Annotated in this window: 24 protein-coding genes; 18 read left to right on the top strand and 6 right to left on the bottom strand. The window is 64.9% G+C overall.

Annotated elements, in window-relative coordinates; all coding sequences use genetic code 11:
- Window positions 1–52: 52 nt before the first annotated feature.
- Window positions 53–913, bottom strand: a complete 861-nt coding sequence (locus tag ACIIOY_RS19215) for an endonuclease/exonuclease/phosphatase family protein (RefSeq protein WP_411036283.1) — start codon at window positions 911–913, stop codon at window positions 53–55.
- Window positions 914–998: 85 nt separating this feature from the next.
- On the opposite strand from ACIIOY_RS19215, the gene obgE reads away from it, so the two are divergent.
- The 10 genes from obgE to ACIIOY_RS19165 all read left to right on the top strand — a co-directional run bounded on the left by obgE (window position 999) and on the right by ACIIOY_RS19165 (window position 10,909).
- Window positions 999–2,009 carry a GTPase ObgE gene (obgE, locus tag ACIIOY_RS19210; protein WP_411036282.1) on the top strand — a complete coding sequence of 337 codons (1,011 nt, stop codon included), beginning with the start codon at window positions 999–1,001 and terminating at the stop codon, window positions 2,007–2,009.
- A 1-nt stretch (window position 2,010) separates the two neighbouring features.
- Window positions 2,011–3,183: a glutamate 5-kinase gene (gene proB, locus ACIIOY_RS19205; RefSeq protein ID WP_411036281.1), complete on the top strand. Its 1,173-nt coding sequence runs from the start codon at window positions 2,011–2,013 to the stop codon at window positions 3,181–3,183.
- Window positions 3,176–4,456: a glutamate-5-semialdehyde dehydrogenase gene (locus ACIIOY_RS19200; protein WP_411036280.1), complete on the top strand. Its 1,281-nt coding sequence runs from the start codon at window positions 3,176–3,178 to the stop codon at window positions 4,454–4,456. Before proB ends, ACIIOY_RS19200 begins: the two co-directional genes overlap by 8 nt.
- Window positions 4,457–4,493: 37 nt before the next feature.
- Entirely contained in the window at window positions 4,494–5,090 is a 597-nt protein-coding gene (locus ACIIOY_RS19195) for a nicotinate-nucleotide adenylyltransferase (RefSeq protein WP_411036296.1), read from the top strand.
- A 146-nt stretch (window positions 5,091–5,236) separates the two neighbouring features.
- The gene (rsfS, locus tag ACIIOY_RS19190; protein ID WP_411036279.1) at window positions 5,237–5,668 is read left to right on the top strand and encodes a ribosome silencing factor; all 432 of its coding nucleotides are present in this window, start codon (window positions 5,237–5,239) and stop codon (window positions 5,666–5,668) included.
- Between the two features lie 81 nt (window positions 5,669–5,749).
- On the top strand, window positions 5,750–6,232 hold the full coding sequence (gene rlmH, locus ACIIOY_RS19185) for a 23S rRNA (pseudouridine(1915)-N(3))-methyltransferase RlmH (protein ID WP_411036278.1): 483 nt from the start codon (window positions 5,750–5,752) through the stop codon (window positions 6,230–6,232).
- Between the two features lie 122 nt (window positions 6,233–6,354).
- The gene (locus ACIIOY_RS19180; RefSeq protein ID WP_411036277.1) at window positions 6,355–7,785 is read left to right on the top strand and encodes a murein hydrolase activator EnvC family protein; all 1,431 of its coding nucleotides are present in this window, start codon (window positions 6,355–6,357) and stop codon (window positions 7,783–7,785) included.
- On the top strand, window positions 7,775–9,097 hold the full coding sequence (locus ACIIOY_RS19175) for a S41 family peptidase (RefSeq protein ID WP_411036276.1): 1,323 nt from the start codon (window positions 7,775–7,777) through the stop codon (window positions 9,095–9,097). The genes ACIIOY_RS19180 and ACIIOY_RS19175 overlap by 11 nt, the downstream gene beginning before the upstream one ends.
- Before the next feature lie 72 nt (window positions 9,098–9,169).
- Window positions 9,170–10,372, top strand: coding sequence for a divergent polysaccharide deacetylase family protein (locus ACIIOY_RS19170; RefSeq protein ID WP_411036275.1), 1,203 nt, complete (start codon window positions 9,170–9,172; stop codon window positions 10,370–10,372).
- A gap of 9 nt (window positions 10,373–10,381) precedes the next feature.
- Window positions 10,382–10,909 carry an RNA pyrophosphohydrolase gene (locus tag ACIIOY_RS19165; RefSeq protein WP_411036274.1) on the top strand — a complete coding sequence of 176 codons (528 nt, stop codon included), beginning with the start codon at window positions 10,382–10,384 and terminating at the stop codon, window positions 10,907–10,909.
- Between the two features lie 138 nt (window positions 10,910–11,047).
- Here the strand turns inward: ACIIOY_RS19165 and bfr are convergent, their stop codons facing one another.
- Window positions 11,048–11,533: a bacterioferritin gene (gene bfr, locus ACIIOY_RS19160; RefSeq protein ID WP_411036273.1), complete on the bottom strand. Its 486-nt coding sequence runs from the start codon at window positions 11,531–11,533 to the stop codon at window positions 11,048–11,050.
- A complete protein-coding gene (locus tag ACIIOY_RS19155) occupies window positions 11,499–11,810 on the bottom strand; it encodes a (2Fe-2S)-binding protein (RefSeq protein ID WP_411036272.1) in 312 nt (103 codons plus the stop codon). The genes bfr and ACIIOY_RS19155 overlap by 35 nt, the downstream gene beginning before the upstream one ends.
- 385 nt (window positions 11,811–12,195) lie before the next feature.
- Here ACIIOY_RS19155 and ACIIOY_RS19150 point away from each other — a divergent pair, with 385 nt between their 5' ends.
- On the top strand, window positions 12,196–12,630 hold the full coding sequence (locus ACIIOY_RS19150; RefSeq protein ID WP_411036271.1) for a metallopeptidase family protein: 435 nt from the start codon (window positions 12,196–12,198) through the stop codon (window positions 12,628–12,630).
- Between the two features lie 176 nt (window positions 12,631–12,806).
- Here ACIIOY_RS19150 and ACIIOY_RS19145 read toward each other — a convergent pair whose 3' ends face one another.
- Entirely contained in the window at window positions 12,807–13,013 is a 207-nt protein-coding gene (locus tag ACIIOY_RS19145) for a DUF1737 domain-containing protein (protein WP_411036270.1), read from the bottom strand.
- Entirely contained in the window at window positions 13,010–13,921 is a 912-nt protein-coding gene (locus tag ACIIOY_RS19140; RefSeq protein ID WP_411036269.1) for an HpcH/HpaI aldolase/citrate lyase family protein, read from the bottom strand. Before ACIIOY_RS19140 ends, ACIIOY_RS19145 begins: the two co-directional genes overlap by 4 nt.
- 108 nt (window positions 13,922–14,029) lie before the next feature.
- On the opposite strand from ACIIOY_RS19140, the gene ACIIOY_RS19135 reads away from it, so the two are divergent.
- The 5 genes from ACIIOY_RS19135 to ACIIOY_RS19115 all read left to right on the top strand — a co-directional run bounded on the left by ACIIOY_RS19135 (window position 14,030) and on the right by ACIIOY_RS19115 (window position 17,482).
- A complete protein-coding gene (locus ACIIOY_RS19135; RefSeq protein ID WP_411036268.1) occupies window positions 14,030–14,278 on the top strand; it encodes a hypothetical protein in 249 nt (82 codons plus the stop codon).
- 158 nt (window positions 14,279–14,436) lie between these two features.
- Window positions 14,437–15,042 (top strand): 3-isopropylmalate dehydratase small subunit, encoded by a 606-nt coding sequence (leuD, locus tag ACIIOY_RS19130; protein ID WP_411036267.1) that lies wholly within the window; start codon window positions 14,437–14,439, stop codon window positions 15,040–15,042.
- Between the two features lie 4 nt (window positions 15,043–15,046).
- Complete coding sequence (locus ACIIOY_RS19125; RefSeq protein WP_411036266.1) at window positions 15,047–15,427, top strand: RidA family protein; 381 nt, start codon at window positions 15,047–15,049, stop codon at window positions 15,425–15,427.
- A 118-nt stretch (window positions 15,428–15,545) separates the two neighbouring features.
- A complete protein-coding gene (gene leuB, locus ACIIOY_RS19120; protein ID WP_411036265.1) occupies window positions 15,546–16,658 on the top strand; it encodes a 3-isopropylmalate dehydrogenase in 1,113 nt (370 codons plus the stop codon).
- A gap of 125 nt (window positions 16,659–16,783) precedes the next feature.
- Entirely contained in the window at window positions 16,784–17,482 is a 699-nt protein-coding gene (locus ACIIOY_RS19115; protein ID WP_411036264.1) for a phosphatase PAP2 family protein, read from the top strand.
- A 56-nt stretch (window positions 17,483–17,538) separates the two neighbouring features.
- Here the strand turns inward: ACIIOY_RS19115 and ACIIOY_RS19110 are convergent, their stop codons facing one another.
- Window positions 17,539–19,428, bottom strand: a complete 1,890-nt coding sequence (locus ACIIOY_RS19110; protein ID WP_411036263.1) for an MFS transporter — start codon at window positions 19,426–19,428, stop codon at window positions 17,539–17,541.
- A gap of 491 nt (window positions 19,429–19,919) precedes the next feature.
- Here ACIIOY_RS19110 and ACIIOY_RS19105 point away from each other — a divergent pair, with 491 nt between their 5' ends.
- The gene (locus tag ACIIOY_RS19105; protein ID WP_411036262.1) at window positions 19,920–20,954 is read left to right on the top strand and encodes an aspartate-semialdehyde dehydrogenase; all 1,035 of its coding nucleotides are present in this window, start codon (window positions 19,920–19,922) and stop codon (window positions 20,952–20,954) included.
- Window positions 20,955–21,188: 234 nt separating this feature from the next.
- A complete protein-coding gene (locus ACIIOY_RS19100; protein ID WP_411036261.1) occupies window positions 21,189–22,010 on the top strand; it encodes a lytic murein transglycosylase in 822 nt (273 codons plus the stop codon).
- Window positions 22,011–22,034 lie beyond the last annotated feature (24 nt).

The raw sequence follows: 22,034 nt of genomic DNA, 5'->3' as shown, positions 1-22,034 counted from the left end.
TGGATTATCCGCGGGCAGGACCCGGGTTCCGGGGAGACGTATTCGCCATCCTTCAGGAAAGCTCGAACCAGACCGGCATGTGATCGGAACCGAAGGCGGTTTCGTCGACCCAGGCGTCCTTCAGCCGCTCCACGAGGCCGTGGCTGAGGAAACAGTAATCGAGGAAAAGGCGATCGGAATGATCCTTCGGGTTGATCCAGCTGAAGCTTGCGGCATGGCGCTTGCCGAGCCCGGCGAGCGCATCCACCGGATTGGTGGCGCGAATCTGCCGGCCGTAGAGCGCATCGACCCCGCCGGCCATTTCGCAGTATTCCGGCGATTCCGGCACCATGTTGAAATCGCCCATCAGCACGTAGTCCTCCGGCACCGGCGGCTCGGCAAGGCCGAATTCGTGCGCGCCGGAAATCGCCCCGCCCTCGAAGCCGTAGAGCCGGGCACGCTCCTTGAGGAAGCGGATCTGCGCGATGCGCTCGTCGCGGTGGACGTGGTCGAGATGCACGGAATAGACGCGGATCGGGCCGCTGGGCGTTGCGATCACCGCCTCGGTCGCGCCGCGCTGCAGGTTCAGCTTGTCGAGCGTGCGCGTGCGCGGCAACGGGATGAGGCGGCTCGACAGGATCGGCCAGCGGGAAAACACCATGTTGCCGAACTGGAAGCGGCGGTTGACCACGCGGCCCTTTTCGATCGCCGAGCCGGCATCGAGATCGCAAGCCGGCCAGAAGACGGAATAGTGGTTGGCGAGCAGGATGCGCAGTTCGTCGACCATGTCGACATGGCCGTTGCGGTGAAAATTGCGGGTCACCTCCTGCAGCGCGATGATGTCCGCGCCGTGGATGCTGGAGACGATGCGCGGCAGGTCGAAGCGATCATCGAGACCGATGCCGTACTGGACGTTGTAGCTGACGAATTTCACGATAGTCTTTGACCTCTGCGGGAAGCGGCTATATCGAAGACGGCAAAATGACCATGACGATAAAAGCAAAGCGAACGGCGAGCCGATGAAGTTCCTGGACGAAGCAAAAGTCTATATCCGCTCCGGCGACGGCGGGGCAGGGGCTGTCTCGTTCCGCCGTGAAAAATTCATCGAATTCGGCGGCCCCGACGGCGGCGACGGCGGGCGCGGCGGCGACGTGTGGATCGAGGCCGTCAACGGCCTCAACACGCTGATCGACTTCCGCTACCAGCAGCATTTCAAGGCCTCGATCGGCATGCACGGCATGGGCCGCAACCGCACCGGCGCGAACGGCGCGAGCGTGACGCTGAAGGTGCCGGTCGGCACCCAGGTCTTCGAGGAGGACAACGAGACGCTGATCGTCGACCTCGTGACGGAGGGCCAGCGCTTCAAGCTCGCCGCCGGCGGCAATGGCGGTTTCGGCAATGCGCATTTCAAGTCCTCGACCAACCAGGCGCCGAACTGGGCCAATCCGGGCCTCGAGGGCGAGGAGAAGACGATCTGGCTCAGGCTGAAGCTGATCGCCGACGCCGGCCTCGTCGGCCTGCCGAATGCCGGCAAGTCGACCTTCCTTGCCACCTGCACGCGCGCGCGGCCAAAGATCGCCAACTATCCCTTCACGACGCTGCATCCGAACCTCGGCGTCGCGACGATCGATGGGGCGGAATTCATCCTCGCGGACATTCCCGGCCTCATCGAGGGCGCCCACGACGGCATCGGCCTCGGCGATCGATTCCTCGGCCATGTCGAGCGCACCCGCGTGCTCCTCCATCTCGTCTCCGCGCAGGAAGAGGACGTCGCCAAGGCCTACCGGACGGTGAAGCACGAGCTCGAAGCCTATGGCGGCGGCATCACCGACAAGCCGGAAATCGTCGCCCTGTCGCAGATCGACGTGCTGGACGAGGACGAACTGAAGAAGAAATCCAAGGCCCTGGCCAAGGCCTGCGGAAAGACGCCGCTGCAGCTCTCCGCCGTTGCGGGCGTCGGCATGACGAGCACGCTGAGGGCCTTGCGCGACATCATCGTCGAGGCGAAGACTTCCGGATCCGACGACTGAGATGACGAAGCACCGCAAACCGCTCGGGAAATACCGCCGGATTGTGATCAAGATCGGCTCGGCCCTGCTCGTCGACCGGGCGACGGGCCTGAAGAAGGCGTGGCTCGATGCGATGTGCAGCGACATCGCGGCGCTGCGGGCCGGGGGTACGGACGTGCTCGTCGTCTCATCGGGCGCCATCGCTCTCGGCCGCTCGGTGCTCAAGGTGCCGTCGGGCGTGCTGAAGCTGGAGGAAAGCCAGGCCGCCGCCGCCGTCGGGCAGATCGCGCTCGCCCGCGCCTGGTCGGAAAGCCTTTCGGCGGACGGCATCGTCGCGGGCCAGGTCCTGCTGACGCTGGGCGACACGGAGGAGCGCCGCCGCTATCTCAACGCGCGTGCCACGATCAACCAGCTGCTGAAGCTCGGCGCCGTGCCGATCATCAACGAGAACGACACGGTCGCGACCACCGAAATCCGCTACGGCGACAACGACCGGCTCGCCGCGCGCGTCGCCACGATGACGCGCGCCGACCTGCTCGTGCTGCTTTCCGATATCGACGGGCTCTATACGGCCCCGCCGCATCTCGATCCTTCCGCCCGCTTCCTCGAAACGATCGACGCGATCACCCCGCAGATCGAGGCGATGGCCGGCGGGGCGGCTTCCGAGCTGTCGCGGGGCGGCATGCGCACGAAGATCGATGCCGGCAAGATCGCGACGGGCGCCGGTTGCGCCATGATCATCGCCTCCGGCAAGGTCGACCATCCGCTGCGTTCCATCGAGGAGGGCGCGCGTTCCTCCTGGTTCGCGCCTTCGGGCTCGCCCGTCACCGCGCGCAAGACCTGGATCGCCGGGCAATTGCAGCCGGCCGGCCGGCTTGAGATCGATTCGGGCGCGGAGGCGGCGCTCACCTCGGGAAAGAGCCTGTTGCCCGCCGGCGTGCGCGGCGTCTGGGGTACCTTCTCGCGCGGCGACACGGTGGCGATCCACGGCACGAACGGACGGGAGATCGCCCGCGGGCTCGCCGGCTACGACGCGGACGAGGCACGGCTGATCGTGGGAAAGAAATCGGCGGAGATCGCCGCCATTCTCGGCTATGCCGGCCGCGCCGCCATGGTGCACAGGGATGACCTCGTGGTGACCGGCCATGCCGCGCCGGGCGCCGCGCAGGCGGGAAAGGATATGAGCCATGCTTGATCAGGCCGCGAAGGCCGGCATCGACAGCCTGATGGCCGAGATCGGCCGCAACGCGCGCGCCGCCGCCCGCCCGCTCGCCATCGCCACGGCGGAGCAGAAGAACCGCGCGCTCGAAGCCATGGCGGCGGAAATCCTCGCCAACCGCGAGGCGATCCTTGCCGCCAACGCCGTCGATCTCGCCAATGCCAAGGAAAGCGGCGTCGCCGCCGCCTTCATCGATCGGCTGACGCTGACGCCCGAGCGTATCGAAGGCATCGCCGCGGCGATCCGCGACATCGCGGGCCTGAAGGACCCGGTCGGCGACGTCATCGCCGAATGGGACCGGCCGAACGGCCTGCATATCGAGCGCGTGCGCACGCCGCTCGGTGTCATCGGCGTCATCTATGAAAGCCGGCCGAACGTGACGGCGGATGCCGGCGCGCTGTGCCTCAAGGCCGGCAATGCGGTGATCCTGCGCGGCGGGTCCGACAGCGTGAATTCATCGCAGGCTATCCATTCCTGCCTTGCCGCCGGCCTCAAGGCTGCCGGCCTGCCGGAACATGCGATCCAGTACGTTCCGGTGACGGACCGCGCCGCCGTCGGCGCCATGCTATCCGGCCTTGGCGGGGCGATCGACGTCATCGTGCCGCGCGGCGGCAAGAGCCTCGTCGCCCGCGTGCAGAGCGAGGCGCGCGTGCCGGTCTTCGCCCATCTCGAGGGCCTCTGCCACATCTATATCGACAAGTCCGCCGATCCCGACATGGCGAAAAGGATCGTCGTCAACGCCAAGATGCGCCGCACGGGCATCTGCGGCGCGATGGAAACCCTGCTGATCGACCGCGCCGCCGCCGGCACGCACCTGAAGCCGCTCGTCGAAGCGCTTCGCGCCGCCAGCTGCGAGGTGCGCGCGACGGAAGAGATCCGCGCCCGCATTCCAGGCCTCGCCGCGGCCACCGAAACAGACTGGTCGACCGAATATCTCGACGCCATCCTTTCCGTCTGCCTCGTCGACGGCATCTCGGGTGCGATCGAGCACATCAACCGCTGGTCTTCCGCCCATACGGAGGCGGTGATCGCCGAGGATCCGGCCGTCGTCGAACGCTTCTTCACGGAGATCGACTCGGCGATCCTGCTGCACAACGCCTCCACGCAGTTCGCCGATGGCGGCGAGTTCGGCATGGGCGGCGAGATCGGCATCGCGACGGGCAAGATGCATGCGCGCGGCCCCGTCGGCGTCGAGCAGCTCACCTCCTTCAAATACCGGGTGCGCGGCACCGGACAGGTGCGGCCCTGAGGTGACGGCGGACGCGGTTGCAGAGCGCTATCTGAGGATGCCGCATGTCGAAAAGGGCATGGCGGTCGGCCTGTTCGGCGGTTCCTTCAATCCGCCGCACCAGGGCCATGCGCTCGTTGCGGAAACCGCCCTTCGCCGCCTCGGCCTCGACCAGCTCTGGTGGATGGTGACGCCCGGCAATCCGCTGAAGGACCACCGCCAGCTCGCCCCGCTTGCAGAACGCATCCGCCTCAGCGAGGCAGTCGCTCCCGGCCCGCGCGTCAAGGTGACCGCCTTCGAGAAGCGGCTCGGCCAGAGCTACACGGCCAAGACCCTGGAACGCGTGCAGGCGCTGAACCGCGGCGTCGACTTCGTCTGGATCATGGGTGCGGACAACCTCGGCACCTTCCACCACTGGCAGAACTGGCAGAAGATCGCCTGCACCTTCCCGATCGCCGTCATCGACCGGCCGGGCTCGACGCTCTCCTACCTCTCCTCCCGCATGGCGAAGACCTTCGACTATGCCCGCATCGACGAGGAGGACGCCATGTCGCTGCCGGGCCGTCCGGCACCGGCCTGGACCTTCATCCACGGGCCGCGTTCGGCGCTCAGCTCCACGGCGCTGCGCAGCCAGGCGGCATCGAAGCAGTCGTAACAATGCCAGGGGTATTGTTCCGGCGACCGCGGATCAGGCGGTAGAGAAAACCATCCCTCAGAAGTGACGTCTTGAAACCGGCACATATTGATGCCTACATTTGGTAGGTATCGGCGGTTTGCCGATACGAGACGTGCTGTTTTGTTATGCAGAAAGGAACGAACCTGACAACAGTGCACGCAAAGGGAAACGTCACCGGCGTTTTCTCCAGGAGCACGGGACGCAGCGACGATGCCGCCGACCGGGCCCTTCAACTGGTCCTCGCAAGCCTTGAGGACTCGAAGGCAGAAGATATCGTCACCATCAACATTACAGGAAAATCGGCGCTGGGCGACTACATGGTGGTCGTGTCCGGACGCTCGAACCGTCATGTCATGGCGATTGCCGATCACCTCATTTCCGACCTCAAGGACGAAGGCCTGGGCAATGCCCGCGTCGAAGGCCTGGAGGCGGGCGACTGGGTGCTGATCGACACGGGCGACATCATCATCCATGTATTCCGGCCGGAAGTCCGGGAGTTCTACAACATCGAACGGATGTGGGCGGCTCCCGAGATCGAGGACGGCACCGTACATTGACAATGACGCCGGGCGCCTGTCCGGCGAGGAAAGACGATGGCGCGGCTTGAGCGTCATCGCGAACGGACAGGGCCACGGACGATGCGGGTTGGACTTTTCGCGGTTGGACGGCTCAAAGCCGGCCCTGAGAAGGATCTTGCGGCCCGCTACCTGGACCGTTTCGCGAAGGCCGGCCCCGCCGTCGGCCTCGAACTCGGCAGGATTGCCGAAGTCGGGGAAAGCCGTGCCGGCAATGCCGAAACGCGAAAGCGCGAGGAGGCGGCGATGCTGGAAAAGGCATTGCCAGGCGGCGCCGTGCTGGTCCTGCTCGACGAGCGCGGCAAATCGCTCGATTCCCCCGCCTTTGCCGAGCTTCTTGCCGGCTTCCGCGATTGCGGCAAGCGCGACCTTCTGATCGCTGTCGGCGGTGCCGACGGGCTCGACCCCGCGCTGTACGGCCGCGCCGACGCCACGCTCTGCCTCGGCAAGATGACCTGGCCGCACCAGCTCGTGCGCATCCTCCTGGCCGAACAGCTCTACCGCGCCGTCACCATCCTTTCCGGCCACCCCTACCATCGCAGCTGACGAGCACACCATGGCCGCGCAAGGATCGACGTCCAGGATCGCGGAAGCCGTATTTTTGGCGCTGTTTCTTGGCGAAATCGCCAAATCAGCATAGAGCGGAAAGAACGGACGTTCGGGGAGCGATGAGGAAGACCGGCGCAGCCATTTCGGGTGAGAGAGCGAGCCGCCTGCCGCGGGCGGCATTGCTTTGCGCCGCCCTGACGCTGGTCCCTCTTCCCCATCCCGTCGCCGCCGAACCGAACGACGCCGGCGTCGCGCTCGAAAAGACCGGTTCGCTGCCGAAGGTCGAGCCCGATCCCGCCGCAGCCCTGGCGCTTCGCCGCGACAGCACGCGCCGGGAACTGGAAGCGCTCTCCCGGTCGATCACCGTCTCCGACGAGAAGGCGAAGCAGCTCGAGGCGGAGATCGCCAATCTCGAAAAGACGCGGCAGAGCCTGCGCGAGGAGATCGTCAGATCGGCCGCCATGCGCAAGGAGATGGAGCAGAAGATCCTCGCCGGCGAAAAGCGGCTCGAGGGCATGCGCGAGCGCGAATCCGGCGTGCGCGCGTCCCTCAACGAACGCCGCGGGCTGCTGGCGGAAGTTCTCGCCGCGCTCCAGCGCATGGGCCGCAACCCGCCGCCCGCCCTGCTGGTGACGCCGGAGGACGCGCTTTCCTCCGTGCGCAGCGCCATTCTCCTCGGCGCGGTCGTGCCGGGCATCCGCAAGGAAACGGACGAGCTCGTCGCCGATCTCAAAGAATTGATGGACGTGAAGGTTGAGATCGACCGCGAGAAGGCCGATCTTGCCGAAGCGATGCAGCTGCGCGTCGAAGCGGAAAAGCGCTCCGAGCTGCTGATCGCCGAGAACGAGGCGCTCACGGAAACCAACAGCCGCACGCTCGCGGCCGAACGCCGGCGCGCCGAAGAACTCGCAGCCCGCGCGACGAGCCTCGAAGGCTTGATCGGCAGCCTGGAGCGCGAGATCGGGTCGGTGCGCGACGCCGCCGCGCTCGCCCGCGCCAAGGAAGAGGAGCGGCGCAACCAGACGGAGGCCGAACGGGAGAAGGCAAGGGCGCTCGCCCGCAACTCGGTGCCCGACAAAAACCGCATTGCTCCGGCATACGAATTTTCGGAGCTGCAGGCAAAACTCGACTATCCCGTGGCGGGCGACGTCCTGCGCCAGTTCGGCGAGGCAGACGGGACCGGCCACGATTCGCAAGGGCTGACCCTGGCCGCCAATCCGGGCGCGCTCGTGACGGCCCCGTCGGATGGATGGATCGTCTTTGCCGGGTCGTTCCGCAGTTACGGCCGCATGATCATCCTCAATGCGGGGGAGGGCTACCATCTCGTCCTTGCCGGCATGGACAAGGTGAGCGTGCGGGAAGGGCAATTCGTCGTGGCGGGAGAGCCGCTCGCCGTGATGGGTGAAAAAAGGGTCGCGAGTGTCAACGCTTTGACGCTGGAAACGGACAAGCCGACACTTTACATTGAATTCCGAAAGAACGGAAAACCGGTTGATTCCCGGCCGTGGTGGTCCGCAAAAGATTCTGGAAAGGCACGCAATGATACGTAGGGCTTCACTTGTTCTCGTCGGTGCACTCATGGGTGCCACGGCCATGAGCGTCATCAACACGGTAACGCTGCCCGCCGAAGCCGCCGGCTCGTCGACCTATCGCGAGCTTTCCATCTTCGGCGATGTCTTCGAGCGCGTGCGCGCGCAATACGTGACGCCGCCGAAGGAAGACCAGCTCATCGAGAATGCCATCAACGGCATGCTCACATCGCTCGATCCGCATTCCTCCTACATGAATGCGAAGGACGCCGAGGACATGCGCACCCAGACGCGCGGCGAGTTCGGCGGCCTCGGCATCGAGGTCACGATGGAAGACGAGCTCGTCAAGGTCATCACCCCGATCGACGACACGCCCGCCGCCCGCGCGGGCGTTCTCGCCGGCGACTTCATCGCCAAGATCGACGGCCAGGACGTGCGCGGCCTGAAGCTGGAAGAAGCGGTCGAGAAGATGCGCGGCGCCGTCAACACGCCGATCAAGCTGACCTTGATCCGCAAGGGCGCCGACAAGCCGATCGAACTGACCATCATGCGCGACATCATCGCCGTGAAGGCCGTGAAGTTCCGCGTCGAGAACGATGTGGGGTATCTCCGCGTCATCTCCTTCACGGAGAAGACCTATGACGACCTCGAAGCCGCGATCACCAAGATCAAGGAAGAGGTTCCGGCCGACAAGCTGAAGGGCTACGTGCTCGACCTTCGCCTCAACCCGGGCGGCCTGCTCGACCAGGCGATCAACGTCTCCGACGCCTTCCTGGAACGCGGCGAGGTCGTCTCGACCCGCGGCCGCAACGAGGACGAAACCCGCCGCTTCAACGCGACGCCGGGCGACATCGTCGACGGCAAGCCGGTGGTGGTGATGATCAACGGCGGCTCGGCCTCCGCATCGGAAATCGTCGCCGGCGCGCTGCAGGATCTGCGCCGCGCCACCGTTCTCGGTACACGCTCCTTCGGCAAGGGGTCGGTCCAGACCATCATCCCGATGGGCGATGCCGGTGCGCTGCGCCTGACGACGGCGCTCTATTACACGCCGTCCGGCAAATCGATCCAGGGTACCGGCATCACGCCGGACATCACGGTCGAGCAGCCGCTGCCGGCGGAACTTCAGGGCAAGCTGGAAGCGGCCGGCGAATCGAACCTGCGCGGCCACATCCCGGGCCAGAGCGAGACGGAGGAAGGCTCCGGTTCCTCGGCCTACGTGCCGCCGGAAGCCAAGGACGACGTCCAGCTTCAATACGCGCTGGAACTGCTGCGCGGCCAGAAGACCGACCCGTCCTTCCCGGCCAATCCGGAAAAGGCCGAACTGAAGAAGTAAGACGCCTGCACAGGGCCCGCCACCACGCGGGCCCTGTTTCCCCACGCACCTTCCGGCCAGCGCGGACTGACCTTGGGCACAGACATTCACGCACCTCTCGGCCAGGACCGCAAGGCAAGGCCCGGACCGGCGGGACCGTCACGGTTCTCGGCCGGCAACGTCGTTTTTGCCGCGGCCGTCGCCGGCCTCCTCGGCTTTTCCGGCTGGACTGCGACCGCGCCGAGCGGTCTGCGCACCACGCCGCTTGTCACGGCGACGGACGATGCTTCCTCCCTGCCGTCAGCCGAAGCGGAGGCGGATCAACGGACAGTCGAGGCCAGGGATGGCGTGCGCAGGGCCAACGGCCTTTCCGGCGCGCGCGTCGACGAGACATTGACCGACGACGGCAATGTCGTGCGCAAATATTCGCCCGGCGCCCGCGACGGCACCGGCCCGCTGATCATCGAGGCCAACCGCGTCGGACAGGACGCGCGCACGGCGGCCTTCCCGAACGAAGACCTCCTTGAAGAGACCCCGGACGGCAAGATCCCGGTGATCGGCCTCGACGGCACGCGGCCGATGGACCAATATGCGCGTCCCTGGTCCGGTGCGCGCGGCACGCGCATCGCCATCGTCGTCGGCGGGCTCGGCCTCAGCCAGACGGGAACGCAGCGCGCGATCCGCGAACTGCCGGGCGAGGTGACGCTCGCCTTTGCCGCCAGCGGCAACAGCTTGCCGCGCTGGATGCAGGAAGCGCGGCGCGACGGCCACGAGATCCTGCTGCAGGTCCCGCTGGAGCCCTTCGACTATCCGGCGAACGACCCCGGCCCATACACGCTGCGCACCGATTTCAGCGCGGCGAAGAATCTTGCCAAACTGCACCGCGCCATGGCGAAGATCACCAACTATACCGGCATCGTGACCTTCATGGGCGGCCGCTTCCTTTCCGACCCGGACGCGCTGGAGCCGGTGATCCGGGACGTCGCCAGCCGCGGCCTCCTGTTCCTCGATGACGGCAGCTCGGCGCAATCGCTCTCCGGTACGGTCGCCGGCGCCGTCGAAGCGCCGCATGCCTTTGCCGATCTCCAGCTCGACGCCGATCTTTCGCGCGAGGCGGTGCTGAAGAAGCTCGATGAGCTGGAACGCATCGCCCGGCGCAACGGCACGGCGATCGGCATCGCATCGGCCTTCGATGAAAGTGTGGACGCGATCCGCAAATGGTGCGAGGAAGCGGCGACCCGCGGCATCGAGATCGTCGGCGTCGCATCGCTCGCGGCCATTCCCGCCAAACGATAGGAACTTTCGATGGGCAAGGAAAAGGAAAAGGTGGTTCGGGCCGAGGACCTGCCGTACCGCCCCTGTGTCGGCATCATGGTGCTGAATGGGGAGGGCAAGGTCTGGGCCGGCCGGCGGCTCGCCGTCGGAAACTCCGAATATGACGGCTCGCCGCAGCTCTGGCAGATGCCGCAAGGCGGCATCGACAAGGGCGAGGATCCGCTCGAGGCCGCCTATCGCGAACTCTACGAGGAGACCGGCATCAGGAGCGTGTCGTTCATCGCCGATGCCGGACGCTGGATCAACTACGACCTGCCGGCCCAGCTGATCGGCATCGGCCTGAAGGGCAAGTATCGCGGCCAGACCCAGCGCTGGTTCGCCTTCCGTTTCGAGGGCGATGAAAGCGAGATCGCCATCAACCCGCCGCCGGGCGGCCACGACGCGGAATTCGACGCCTGGGAATGGAAGGCGATGCGCGACCTGCCGGAGCTCATCGTGCCCTTCAAGCGCAAGGTCTACGAGGAGGTCGTCGCGACCTTCGCGCACCTGGCGCCTTGACGCACAAGAGCCTTCACGCGGCGGGATCGAGACCGTCTCCAGCCATCCCAACCATGACGGCCGAGGGTCGGCAGCCCTTTGGCTGAAACGAAAATCCCCGGCAAGCCGGGGATTTCCGCGTTCGGATATGCCGAAGCCTTATTCGGCTTCGTTCGCCGGCGCGGCGTTGAGCTGGCCGTACTTTTCCTCGCCGAGCTTGTCGAGCAGTTCGAGCTGGGTCTCGAGGAAGTCGATATGGCCTTCCTCGTCCATCAGCAGCTCCTCGAACAGCTTCATGGTGACGTAGTCACCGGCGTCATGACAGATGTCGCGCGACTTCTTGTAGGCGGTGCGGGCATCGTACTCGCCGGCAAGGTCGGCTTCCAGCACTTCCTTGACGTTCTGGCCGATGCGCAGCGGTGCGACGGTCTGGAGGTTCGGGTGGCCTTCGAGGAAGATGATGCGGGCGACGAGCTTGTCGGCATGCTGCATCTCTTCGATCGATTCGGCACGCTCCTTCTTGGCGAGAAGCGTGTAACCCCAATCCTCCAGAAGGCGGTAATGCAGCCAATACTGATTGACAGCACCCAACTCTAGATAGAGTGCTTCGTTAAGCTGCTCGATGACTCTTTTGTCGCCTTTCAAGGTCCGCTCTCCTGTTTTCTTCATGGAATTGTTTGAGGCGGATCATGAAATCAAATATCTCGGCGTCCGTCGAGTGGCGGCCGGCGTGGTACTGCTCCGTGGTGCGGATGATAATGTCCACGACATTGGGGAAACAGCCGCAGCAGCGGCCGCGCTTTTGCATCGCGTGGTAGACTTTCGCAGGCACGATGAGCTGCCAACAGTCCTCGTCGAGGAGGCTGTTGATCACGTCAACGATTTCCTTTTCGGTGATGAAGTTGCAGCTGCAAACCAGCATTTCGTCTTGCCTGCCATACGCAAAGTACTGAGTTTCCGGGATTAAGCAAAAGAGGACCTTTGGTGTCAAGAATGAACGGGTCAGCCTTGCTGTCTGATGAATTTAGAGTCGTTCTAATCTTGATTAAAAATGTCGTCTTTTCATCGGGTTACGCTCTCCGGCCAAGCGCAAAACCAGTCTTGGGGTGCGTCAAACTGACCGATCACATTTTGTTGCAAAAGTCCGTCCGAAGACGGTTTTGCCGCAAGCGTCGCGCCTCGCCCGGCGTCCGGGCGATCGAATCGCCGTCCCGCGGTTCTCGCGCAGGCGCGCGCAGAGGCGCTACATGCAAATTCAACCTCGAAAAACGCTGGAAATCGTCTATATGACGGGCAAAGGAGAGCCCATGGCCCGCATTGACCAGACCGAGGATTGGCGGACGCGCCATGCCCCGACCATAAGCACGTTCGAATCTCTGGCACTCGAAGCCTATGGCCACCTGCCGGAAGAGTTCCGTGCGCTGACGGGCAACCTCATCATAGAGATCGCCGAGTTCCCGAGCGACGACGTCTTCGAGGACATGGCGCTGGAAACGCCCTTCGACCTGCTCGGCCTGTTCGAGGGCCGCGGCATCAGCGAGCGCTTCACCGTCGAGACCGGCGAGATGCCGAACCGCATCACGCTCTACCGCCGTCCAATCCTCGACTACTGGGCGGAGAACGAGGAAACGCTCGGCGACATCATCACCCATGTCCTCATCCACGAGATCGGCCATCATTTCGGCCTGTCGGACGACGACATGGAGCGCATCGAGGCGAGCGCGGAAATCGCGGCGGGCTGAACGGCTGCCGTCCGAGGGCAGGCACGGCACCCTCCTCTCTTTCGTCATGGTCGGGCTTGACCCGGCCGTCCACACGTCACTCGCGACATGAATCCTCGGGTCAAGGCCGAGATGACCAAGGTGGGTGTGTCGGGAGAAGCGCGACAACAGAAAGGCGCGGAGCGGCGCTCTTGCGTCTACTGCTCCGAAAGCTTGATGTCCGGCGTGTATTCCTTGCCTGGAACCTCCTTCACGACCGCCTGGCCGCACTGCATCAGCCTGGTCTCGGCATTGTAGGCATAGGTCGGCGAGCCGTGCAGTTCCCAGCCCTTGTTGAGCGCCAGCGTCACCTTGTGGCAGAACGAGGCGTCGTCCGGGCCGGTCAGGAATCGGTAGACTTTCATGCTTTCTTCTTTCTCTCGTTGATCAGGTCGGCCTTGGCGAGCAAGCGCCCGGCCTGGTCGGCGTGGAGCTTTTCGACCATGCGGCCGGCGAGATTGACGACGGCCTTGCCGGCGTTCTCCGGCGCGGCGAAGGCCGCGACGATGGCAAGCGCTTCTGCCGCCTCGGCTTCCGGCACGCCGTAGGCCTCGTTTGCCGCCGCGATCTGCGCGGGATGGATCAGCATCTTGCCGTCAAATCCCATGTGCCGGCCCTGCCGGCATTCCGCCTCGAGGCCCTCCGTGTCGGAGAAATCGTTGAACACGCTGTCGATGACGTCGAGTCCCGAGGCCCGCGCCGCCACAACGACCTGCAGGAGGAGGGGCACGAGGAAAGGACGGCCGGGAATGTCGGCGATGCCGGTTTCCTTGCGCAGGTCGTTGAGGCCGACCACCAGGCAATCGAGCCGGCCCCCATGGGTGCGGCCCGTCTCGGCAATGGCGGCGAGATTGAGGAGACAGGCCGCCGTCTCGACCATCGCCCAGAGCCGCGGTCCTTCTTCGGCGCCGGCCTCGGAAAGGTGGTCGGCGACGGTGAGAACGTCCTGCGGCTCGCAGACCTTAGGCAGCAGCACCGCATCGGGCATGCAGTCGAGCACCGCTTCGAGGTCGAGCGCACCGTCCGGACCGTCGGGCGGGTTGATCCGGATGACATGCTCGCGGCCGGACGCGCGGTCGAGCGTCTTGAAATGGTCGACCAGCGCGGCGCGGGCTTCCGCCTTCTTCTCCGGCAGGACGGAATCTTCGAGATCGAAGATGATCGCGTCGCAATCGAGCGCGGCGGACTTGGCGAGCGCACGGGCATTTGCGGCGGGAACGCTCAGCACCGAGCGGCGCAGGCGAAGCGGATGGTGGCGCGGTATCCTGTTCATCCCTCCTTTGTGCCGCGCTTTGCCGAAGCCCGCAAGCACTACCGAATTCGGCCTTGCAATGGACAAAATCGCCCCCCACATTGCTCTTCAGAGAAAGGGCAAATCAAAATGCAGCGCATCCGCTCCATCATCTTCACCATCTTCACCATGCTGGTCGCCGGCGCGACCTTCTTGTTCGCCGCCTCCGTGGGCCTGGCCATCGCCGGCATCGTCGCCGTGCTGATGCTCGGCTCCATGCTCGCGAACAGATTCCAGCCGGCCCCTGTCCGCACGACCGCCCGCAACGACCGTGCGGCCTCCGGCCAGCGCGAGCCGCGCATCTGGAACGACGGCCGCGGCACGATCATCGACCTCTAAGCAAGGTTTAAGGCCTCCCCCCATGAGGATGCCGGGCGCTGCCGTGCCCGGCTTTCGCGCTTGCACCCCCGGCTTTCCCGAAGATTCTCCTTCAAATTCCGGGAAAACTGCTCTAAACGCTTGGCCAACCGACATCACCGTATTTCGAGGGTATCCGCATGGAAAAGTTCGTCAGGCTGACCGGCGTCGCCGCACCGCTTCCCGTCGTCAACATCGACACGGACATGATCATTCCGAAGGACTACCTGAAGACCATCAAGCGCACCGGCCTCGGCAAGGGTCTCTTCGCCGAGGCGCGCTACAACGAGGACGGTACGCCGAACCCGGACTTCGTGCTGAACAAACCCGCCTACCAGAACGCAACGATCCTGGTCGCCGGCGACAATTTCGGCTGCGGCTCCTCGCGCGAGCATGCACCGTGGGCGCTTCTCGACTTCGGCATCCGCTGCGTCATCTCCACGAGCTTCGCCGACATCTTCTACAACAACTGTTTCAAGAACGGCATCCTGCCGATCGTCGTCAGCCAGGAAGACCTGGACAAGCTGATGGACGATGCCAGCCGCGGCTCGAACGCCGTCCTCACCGTCGACCTGGAAGCCCAGGAGATCACCGGTCCCGACGGCGGCCGCATCGGCTTCGAGATCGACCCTTTCCGCCGCCACTGCCTGCTGAACGGCCTCGACGACATCGGCCTGACGCTGGAAAAGGCAAGCGCCATCGACAGCTTCGAGAAAAAGAGCGCATCCTCCCGCCCCTGGGCATAAGCCCGTGCGCCGCCTGATCTCGTCAGGCTCCCCGTTCGAGGCGACGGCGGGTTATTCGCGCGCCGTCGTTCAGGGCGACTGGTGCTTCGTTTCCGGCACGACCGGCTACGACTACGCCACCATGACCATGCCCGAGAGCGTCGAGGAGCAGACGCGCAACGGACTTGCCACCATCGGCAGCGTCCTGGAGGATGCCGGCTTCTCCTTCGCGGACGTCGTGCGCTGCCACTATTACGTGACCGACGCCGCCTTTGCCGACCGCGTCTTTCCCATCCTCGGCGAGACCTTCGGTCCGGTCCGCCCCGCTGCCACCATGGTCGTCTGCGGCCTCATCCGGCCGGAAATGCTGATCGAAATCGAAGTGACGGCGCTGCGCGGCAGCTAGGCCGAAAGACCGGGCCCGCCACGCAAAATTCTTTCCTCACGGCGATTTTCCTTGAACGGAAGTTGCGCTAAGAAGCGCGCGACCCTTCCGTGACATTCGCTACATCAAGGAAAATTCCATGACAGCGCGCACTCTCCTTCTCCTGCCCGGCGACGGCATCGGCCCGGAAGCCATGGCGGAAGTCCGCAAGATCATCGCCTACATGAACGCCGAGCTCGGCGCCGGCTTTGAAACCGACGAAGGCCTCGTCGGCGGCTCGGCCTATGACGCCCACGGCGCGGCCATCTCGGAAGGCGACATGGAGAAGGCGCTCGCGGCCGATGCCGTGCTGTTCGGCGCCGTCGGCGGCCCGAAGTGGGATGCCGTGCCTTACGAAGTGCGCCCGGAAGCCGGGCTGCTGCGTCTGCGCAAAGACCTGAAGCTCTTCGCGAACCTGCGTCCGGCCATCTGCTACCCGGCGCTCGCCAACGCCTCCTCGCTGAAAGCCGAGTTGGTCGAGGGCCTCGACATCCTCATCGTGCGGGAACTCACGGGCGGCGTCTATTTCGGCGAGCCGAAGGAGATCATCGACCTCGGCAACGGCCAGAAGCGCGGTATCGACACGCAGGTCTACGACACCTACGAGATCGAGCGCATTGCCGGCGTCGCCTTCGAACTGGCGCGCACGCGCCAGAACCGCGTCTGCTCGATGGAAAAGCGCAACGTCATGAAGTCCGGCGTGCTCTGGAACCAGGTCGTCACGGAAACGCACAAGCGCGCCTATTCCGACGTGCAGCTGGAGCATATGCTGGCCGACGCCGGCGGAATGCAGCTGGTGCGCGCGCCGAAGCAGTTCGACGTCATCGTGACGGACAACCTTTTCGGCGACATGCTTTCCGACGTCGCCGCCATGCTGACGGGCTCACTCGGCATGCTGCCGTCCGCTTCGCTCGGCGCGCCGGACGCCAAGACGGGCAAGCGCAAGGCGCTCTACGAGCCCGTGCACGGCTCGGCGCCGGATATTGCCGGCAAGGGCATCGCCAACCCGATCGCCATGATCGCCTCGTTTGCCATGTGCCTGCGCTACTCGTTCAACATGGTCGCCGAAGCCGACAGCCTGGAAAAGGCGATCGCCGAGGTGCTCGACAGCGGCATCCGCACCGGCGACATCATGGCGGAGGGCTGCCGCAAGGTCGGCACGGCCGAGATGGGCGACGCGATCCTCGCCGCCTTCAGGAGGCTTTCGGCCTGAGAGGGCGCGGTGCAACCCGGAAATAGGCCCCCGGAGCGTCCGCGCCGGGGGCTTTTTCGTTCGCATCCCTTGAAATGCCGGCCTTCGCCAACACATGGAAGCCACGCCATTTTCAAAGGATGATCATGAACCGACCGCTCGCGACCTCCTCGCTCTGGATCCTCGCCGCCACCGTCGTCCTCGTCGCGGCCCTGATTCCCTTCGATCCGATGCTTTCGGAACGGGCGCAGGGACTTCCCGGCGCGATCGTCGCCTTCAACGAGCGCGTCACCGATTTCGGCACGTTCAGCTGGATGATCTACGGATCCGGCTTCATCGTCATACTCGCCTATATCGTGCGCCGGGTGAGCAGCAACGAGACGCTGGCGGGAAGGGCGAGAACCGCGCGAAGGCTGTCGCTCTACTTCTTCGTGACGATCGGCGCGACGAGCACGCTCGTACACCTCTTCAAGCTGGTCGTCGGCCGGGCGCGGCCGGAGCTTTTTCCCGAGCTTGGCGCCTACAGCCTGACGCCCTTTGCCTACGACAATCTCTATGCGAGCTTTCCCTCCGGCCACTCGGCGGCCGTCGGCGCCTTCTTCGGCGCCTTTTCGATGCTCGTGCCGCGGCTGCGCCCGCTCTTCCTCGTCGGCGCGCTGATGATCGGCGTTTCGCGCGTCATCGTCGGCGCGCACTATCCGAGCGACGTGGCGGCCGGCCTGCTGCTCGGCCTGTGGACGGCGATTGCCACCGCCTTCTTCTTCGCCCGCAGGCAATGGCTCTTCCGCTTCAACGAGCAGGGCTGGCCGCTGCCGAAATCGATGCTGCCGCCCGCCTCCCGATAAGAACCCGGCCCGCGTTGCCGCGGGCCGGGTCGCCATGAACTCATCGGAAGGGGAGATCAATCCATGGCGTGGATGTCGCGGTCCTTCGTCTCCGGCAGGAAGAGAAGGCCGATGACCAGCGTGATGCCTGCAAAGACGATCGGGTACCAGAGGCCGTAGTAGATGTCGCCCTGGGCCGCGCTCATCGCGAAGGCCGTTGCCGGAAGCAGGCCGCCGAACCAGCCGTTGCCGATATGGTAAGGCAGCGACATGCCGGTGTAGCGGATGCGGGTCGGGAACAGTTCGACCAGCAGCGCGGCGATCGGGCCGTAGACCATCGTGACGTAGATCACGAGGACGGTCAGCACGGCGATGACCGTGATCCAGTTCACGTTTGCCGGATCGGCGACCATCGTGAAGGCGCCGGCCTTGTCGATCGTGTAGACCGCCATGTCGGTGACACCGGCGGCTTCTTCGGCCGTCAGCAGCTTGGCGGTCACGAGATCGGCGGCCGGCATGGTCGCCTTCTCGCCGGCGCGGATAGCGGCGGCGTCGAGACCGAGTTCCGGGTTTGCCGCGACGAAGGCGTCGAGCTTGGAGTCCGGAACCTTGGTCGCACCGCGCACCAGCGGATAACCGTTGGCCTGGAGGGCCAGGTTGGTTTCCTTCTGGAAGGCGGCATCGAGCCCCTTGACCTGGTCGCCGGCGGCGATGGCGTCGTAGCTGGTGATCGTCTTGTCGCCGATCTGGACCGTCGCCGGCGTGCCGGCAGGTGCCGTGGTCACGACATCATAGGGCACCGAGTTGCGGGTCAGGAACGACGTCGCGATATCGCACGAGGTGGTGAACTTCGCCGTGCCGGTCGGGTTGAACTGGAACTTGCAGTCGCCCGGGGCGGCGGTGACCGTCGCGCGGATCGTGTCCTGCGCCTGTGCGAGCGCGGGGTTGCCGGCCCAGGTCAGCGCCTTGAACAGCGGGAAGTAGGTCAGCATGGCGAGCAGCAGGCCGGCCATGATGATCGGCTTGCGGCCGACCTTGTCCGACAGCCAGCCGAAGAAGACGAAGAAGCCGGTGCCGATGAGCAGCGAGCAGGCGACCATGATGTTTGCGGCCTGGCTCTCGACCTTGAGGACGCCCGTCAGGAAGAAGAGCGCATAGAACTGGCCGGAATACCAGACGACGGCCTGGCCGACCACGGCGCCGAACAGCGCGAGCAGCGCGATCTTGGCGTTGCGCCACTGGCCGAAGGCTTCCGTCAGCGGAGCCTTGGAGCCCTTGCCTTCTTCCTTCATCTTGGCGAAGGCCGGCGATTCGTTCATCTTCAGGCGGATCCAGACGGAGACGCCGAGGAGCACGACCGACAGCAGGAACGGAATGCGCCAGCCCCATTCGGCGAAGGCTTCCTTGCCGACGATGAACTGCACCGCGAGGATGACGATCAGCGACAGGAAAAGGCCGAGCGTCGCCGTCGTCTGGATCCACGACGTGAAGTAGCCGCGCCTGCCGTTCGGGGCATGCTCGGCGACATAGGTCGCGGCACCGCCGTATTCACCGCCGAGCGCCAGGCCCTGCAGCATGCGCAGGATGATCAGGATGATCGGAGCGGCGATGCCGATGGTGGCCGCGCCGGGCAGAAGGCCCACGACGAAGGTCGAGATGCCCATGATCAGGATCGTGACGAGGAAGGTGTACTTGCGGCCGACGAGGTCGCCGAGGCGGCCGAACACCAGCGCGCCGAACGGACGCACGAGGAAGCCGGCGGCGAAGGCGAGCAGCGCGAAGATGTTGCGCGTCGTTTCCGGATACTGGCTGAAGAAGGTGGCGCCGATATAGATCGCCAGAGAGCCGTAAAGATAGAAGTCGTACCACTCGAAGACGGTGCCGAGCGAAGAGGCGAAGATCACCTTCTTCTGCTCGCCCGTCATGGGCGCCGCTTTGGCGTCGCCCACCGTCGAAACATTTGCCATTTCATTGTCCTCCACAAAAACGGCGTATCGGGCGGCCCATGGTCCTCCGGGGTTTCTCCCTAAAAACGCCGGACGGGGTGCGCCTTATGAAAGGATGGCAGAAAAAGGATTGCGGCATCAGCGCTGCTTTGGGCTTATGACTTTCGGCGTAAGACTTAAGTCGCAGGCGAGGGCACCCGCCGGAAGGCCGGATCGCTCACGCAAGGCTTGACTCTTCGCCAGATCGGCGTATTCAGCACCCACGCAAAGGAACAGCCATGGACTGCTTTGGTATTGCCATCGTCCGCATGACCGCTCCGGCCTTCGACGCCGGTGGGGCCCGCCATTGCGTATCGATTTCCAAAACAACGGCCAAAACGACGACGAAAACCGTCTGACGTCTCTGGCCCGCCGCTCTCTCCCCGGTATGGCCGGGGATCGAAACCCGCGTCAAGGCCGGCGGGTTTTACCTCCTGAACCCGCGGAGAGACAGAGAAAGAGAGCTGAAGAACATGGGTTTCAAGATCGCAATCGCCGGCGCGACCGGCAATGTCGGCCGCGAGATGCTGAATATCCTGTCCGAGCGGGGCTTCCCGGCGGACGAGGTCGTCGCGCTGGCGTCCAGCCGTTCTGTCGGCACCGAAGTCTCCTTCGGCGACAGGACGCTCAAGGTCCACAACCTCGAGACCTACGATTTCTCCGACACGGACATCTGCCTGATGTCGGCCGGCGGTTCGGTTTCCCAGAAGTTCTCGCCGAAGATCGGCGCGCAGGGCTGCGTCGTCATCGACAACTCTTCGGCCTGGCGCTACGACGCGGACGTCCCGCTGATCGTTCCGGAAGTCAACCCCGACGCCGTCAGCCAGTTCACCCGCAAGAACATCATCGCCAACCCGAATTGCTCGACGGCCCAGCTCGTCGTCGCGCTGAAGCCGCTGCATGACCGCGCCACGATCAAGCGCGTGGTCGTCTCGACCTACCAGTCCGTCTCCGGCGCCGGCAAGGACGGCATGGACGAGCTCTTCAACCAGACCCGCGCCGTCTTCGTCGCCGATCCGATCGAATCGAAGAAGTTCACCAAGCGCATCGCCTTCAACGTCATCCCGCACATCGACGTCTTCATGGAGGACGGCTACACGAAGGAAGAGTGGAAGGTTCTCGCCGAGACCAAGAAGATGCTCGACCCGAAGATCAAGGTGACCTGCACGGCCGTGCGCGTCCCCGTCTTCATCGGCCATTCCGAATCGGTCAACATCGAATTCGAAAAGGAGATCACCGCGGACGAGGCGCGCGAGATCCTGCGCGAGGCGCCGGGTTGCCAGGTCATCGACAAGCGGGAGAACGGCGGTTACATCACGCCTTACGAATCGGCCGGCGAGGACGCCACCTACATCTCGCGCATCCGCGAGGACGCGACCGTCGAGAACGGCCTCAACATGTGGGTCGTCTCGGACAACCTGCGCAAGGGTGCCGCTCTCAACGCCGTCCAGATCGCGGAACTGCTCGTCAACCGCGGCCTGATCAAGGCGAAGAAGCAGGCCGCCTGATCAGGGCGCGCAGGATGGAGGCGGAGCGTTCCTTATTTCGGCAAGATGTGGCAACGTTCCGTTAACCAGGTTTAAATAAAAGTCCCGGTTGTTCCGTCTGAGGACAATCGGGACTTCGCTTTGAAGCGGCCCCGGCGGACGTCGCCGGAACGGTTCACGGTGAGTTGCGGTGACAGAAACAGGGGAGCATGCCATGCTCCCGCGGCGGAATCGACTAGGATTACGGGGTTTTTCATGGGCATGACACGGAGCGTGGCCAAGGTGCTGGCCGCAATGATCGCCGCGGCAGCGGTGCCGGCAGCGGCTGAAGCTGCCAAGTGCGGCAACGATGCAGGCGGTTTTCCCGCCTGGGTCGAGGCATTCAAGGAGGAGGCGGCCGCCCGCGGCATAAGCCGCTCGACGCTGGACAAGGCCTTCGCCAATGTCAGCTACGCCCGCGCCACCATCCGCGCCGACCGCGGTCAGAGGAGCTTCAAGCTCTCGCTCGAACAGTTCATGCAGAAGCGCGGCGGCCAGGCGATCATCCGCCGCGGCAAGAGCCTGAAAAAGCAGAACGCCGCCCTCTTCAACCGCATCGAAAGCCGCTACGGCGTACCGGCCGGCCCGCTTCTGGCCATCTGGGGCATGGAAACCGGCTTCGGCGGCTTCCTCGGCAAGGAACACACGATCTCGGCCGTCGCGACGCTCGCCTATGACTGCCGCCGCTCGGACTATTTCACCAACCAGCTCTATGCCACGCTGCAGCTCGTGCAGAGGGGCATTCTCAGCACCACCGCCCGCGGCGCGGCGCACGGCGAAATCGGACAGACGCAGTTCCTGCCGGCGAACGTGCTGAAATACGGCGTCGATGGCGATGGCAACGGCCGCATCGACCTTGTCGGCTCGAAGGCCGACGCGCTCGCCTCCACGGCGAACTTCCTGCGCGGCCATGGCTGGAGCGCCGGCGCCGGCTATCAGCCCGGACAGCCGAATTTCGGTGCGTTGCAGGGCTGGAATGCGGCCAGCGTCTACCAGCGCGCGATCGCCATCATCGGCGCGGAAATCGACGGCGACTGATCGCGGAGAATTTCTCCGTCGTTC

The sequence above is a fragment of the Shinella agrisoli genome (assembly GCF_046557955.1).
GTDB lineage: Bacteria > Pseudomonadota > Alphaproteobacteria > Rhizobiales > Rhizobiaceae > Shinella.
This window is presented reverse-complemented; position numbering and strand designations above follow the sequence as displayed.

Bases quoted from the DNA above. Each gene is read 5' to 3' on its own strand.
- obgE (WP_411036282.1), top strand. From the start codon at position 999: ATGAAGTTCCTGGACGAAGCAAAAGTCTATATCCGCTCCGGCGACGGC.
- proB (WP_411036281.1), top strand. From the start codon at position 2,011: ATGACGAAGCACCGCAAACCGCTCGGGAAATACCGCCGGATTGTGATC.
- ACIIOY_RS19200 (WP_411036280.1), top strand. From the start codon at position 3,176: ATGCTTGATCAGGCCGCGAAGGCCGGCATCGACAGCCTGATGGCCGAG.
- ACIIOY_RS19195 (WP_411036296.1), top strand. From the start codon at position 4,494: ATGCCGCATGTCGAAAAGGGCATGGCGGTCGGCCTGTTCGGCGGTTCC.
- rsfS (WP_411036279.1), top strand. From the start codon at position 5,237: ATGCAGAAAGGAACGAACCTGACAACAGTGCACGCAAAGGGAAACGTC.
- rlmH (WP_411036278.1), top strand. From the start codon at position 5,750: ATGCGGGTTGGACTTTTCGCGGTTGGACGGCTCAAAGCCGGCCCTGAG.
- ACIIOY_RS19180 (WP_411036277.1), top strand. From the start codon at position 6,355: ATGAGGAAGACCGGCGCAGCCATTTCGGGTGAGAGAGCGAGCCGCCTG.
- ACIIOY_RS19175 (WP_411036276.1), top strand. From the start codon at position 7,775: ATGATACGTAGGGCTTCACTTGTTCTCGTCGGTGCACTCATGGGTGCC.
- ACIIOY_RS19165 (WP_411036274.1), top strand. From the start codon at position 10,382: ATGGGCAAGGAAAAGGAAAAGGTGGTTCGGGCCGAGGACCTGCCGTAC.
- ACIIOY_RS19155 (WP_411036272.1), bottom strand. From the start codon at position 11,810: ATGCTGGTTTGCAGCTGCAACTTCATCACCGAAAAGGAAATCGTTGAC.
- ACIIOY_RS19150 (WP_411036271.1), top strand. From the start codon at position 12,196: ATGGCCCGCATTGACCAGACCGAGGATTGGCGGACGCGCCATGCCCCG.
- ACIIOY_RS19145 (WP_411036270.1), bottom strand. From the start codon at position 13,013: ATGAAAGTCTACCGATTCCTGACCGGCCCGGACGACGCCTCGTTCTGC.
- ACIIOY_RS19140 (WP_411036269.1), bottom strand. From the start codon at position 13,921: ATGAACAGGATACCGCGCCACCATCCGCTTCGCCTGCGCCGCTCGGTG.
- ACIIOY_RS19135 (WP_411036268.1), top strand. From the start codon at position 14,030: ATGCAGCGCATCCGCTCCATCATCTTCACCATCTTCACCATGCTGGTC.
- leuD (WP_411036267.1), top strand. From the start codon at position 14,437: ATGGAAAAGTTCGTCAGGCTGACCGGCGTCGCCGCACCGCTTCCCGTC.
- leuB (WP_411036265.1), top strand. From the start codon at position 15,546: ATGACAGCGCGCACTCTCCTTCTCCTGCCCGGCGACGGCATCGGCCCG.
- ACIIOY_RS19115 (WP_411036264.1), top strand. From the start codon at position 16,784: ATGAACCGACCGCTCGCGACCTCCTCGCTCTGGATCCTCGCCGCCACC.
- ACIIOY_RS19110 (WP_411036263.1), bottom strand. From the start codon at position 19,428: ATGGCAAATGTTTCGACGGTGGGCGACGCCAAAGCGGCGCCCATGACG.
- ACIIOY_RS19105 (WP_411036262.1), top strand. From the start codon at position 19,920: ATGGGTTTCAAGATCGCAATCGCCGGCGCGACCGGCAATGTCGGCCGC.
- ACIIOY_RS19100 (WP_411036261.1), top strand. From the start codon at position 21,189: ATGGGCATGACACGGAGCGTGGCCAAGGTGCTGGCCGCAATGATCGCC.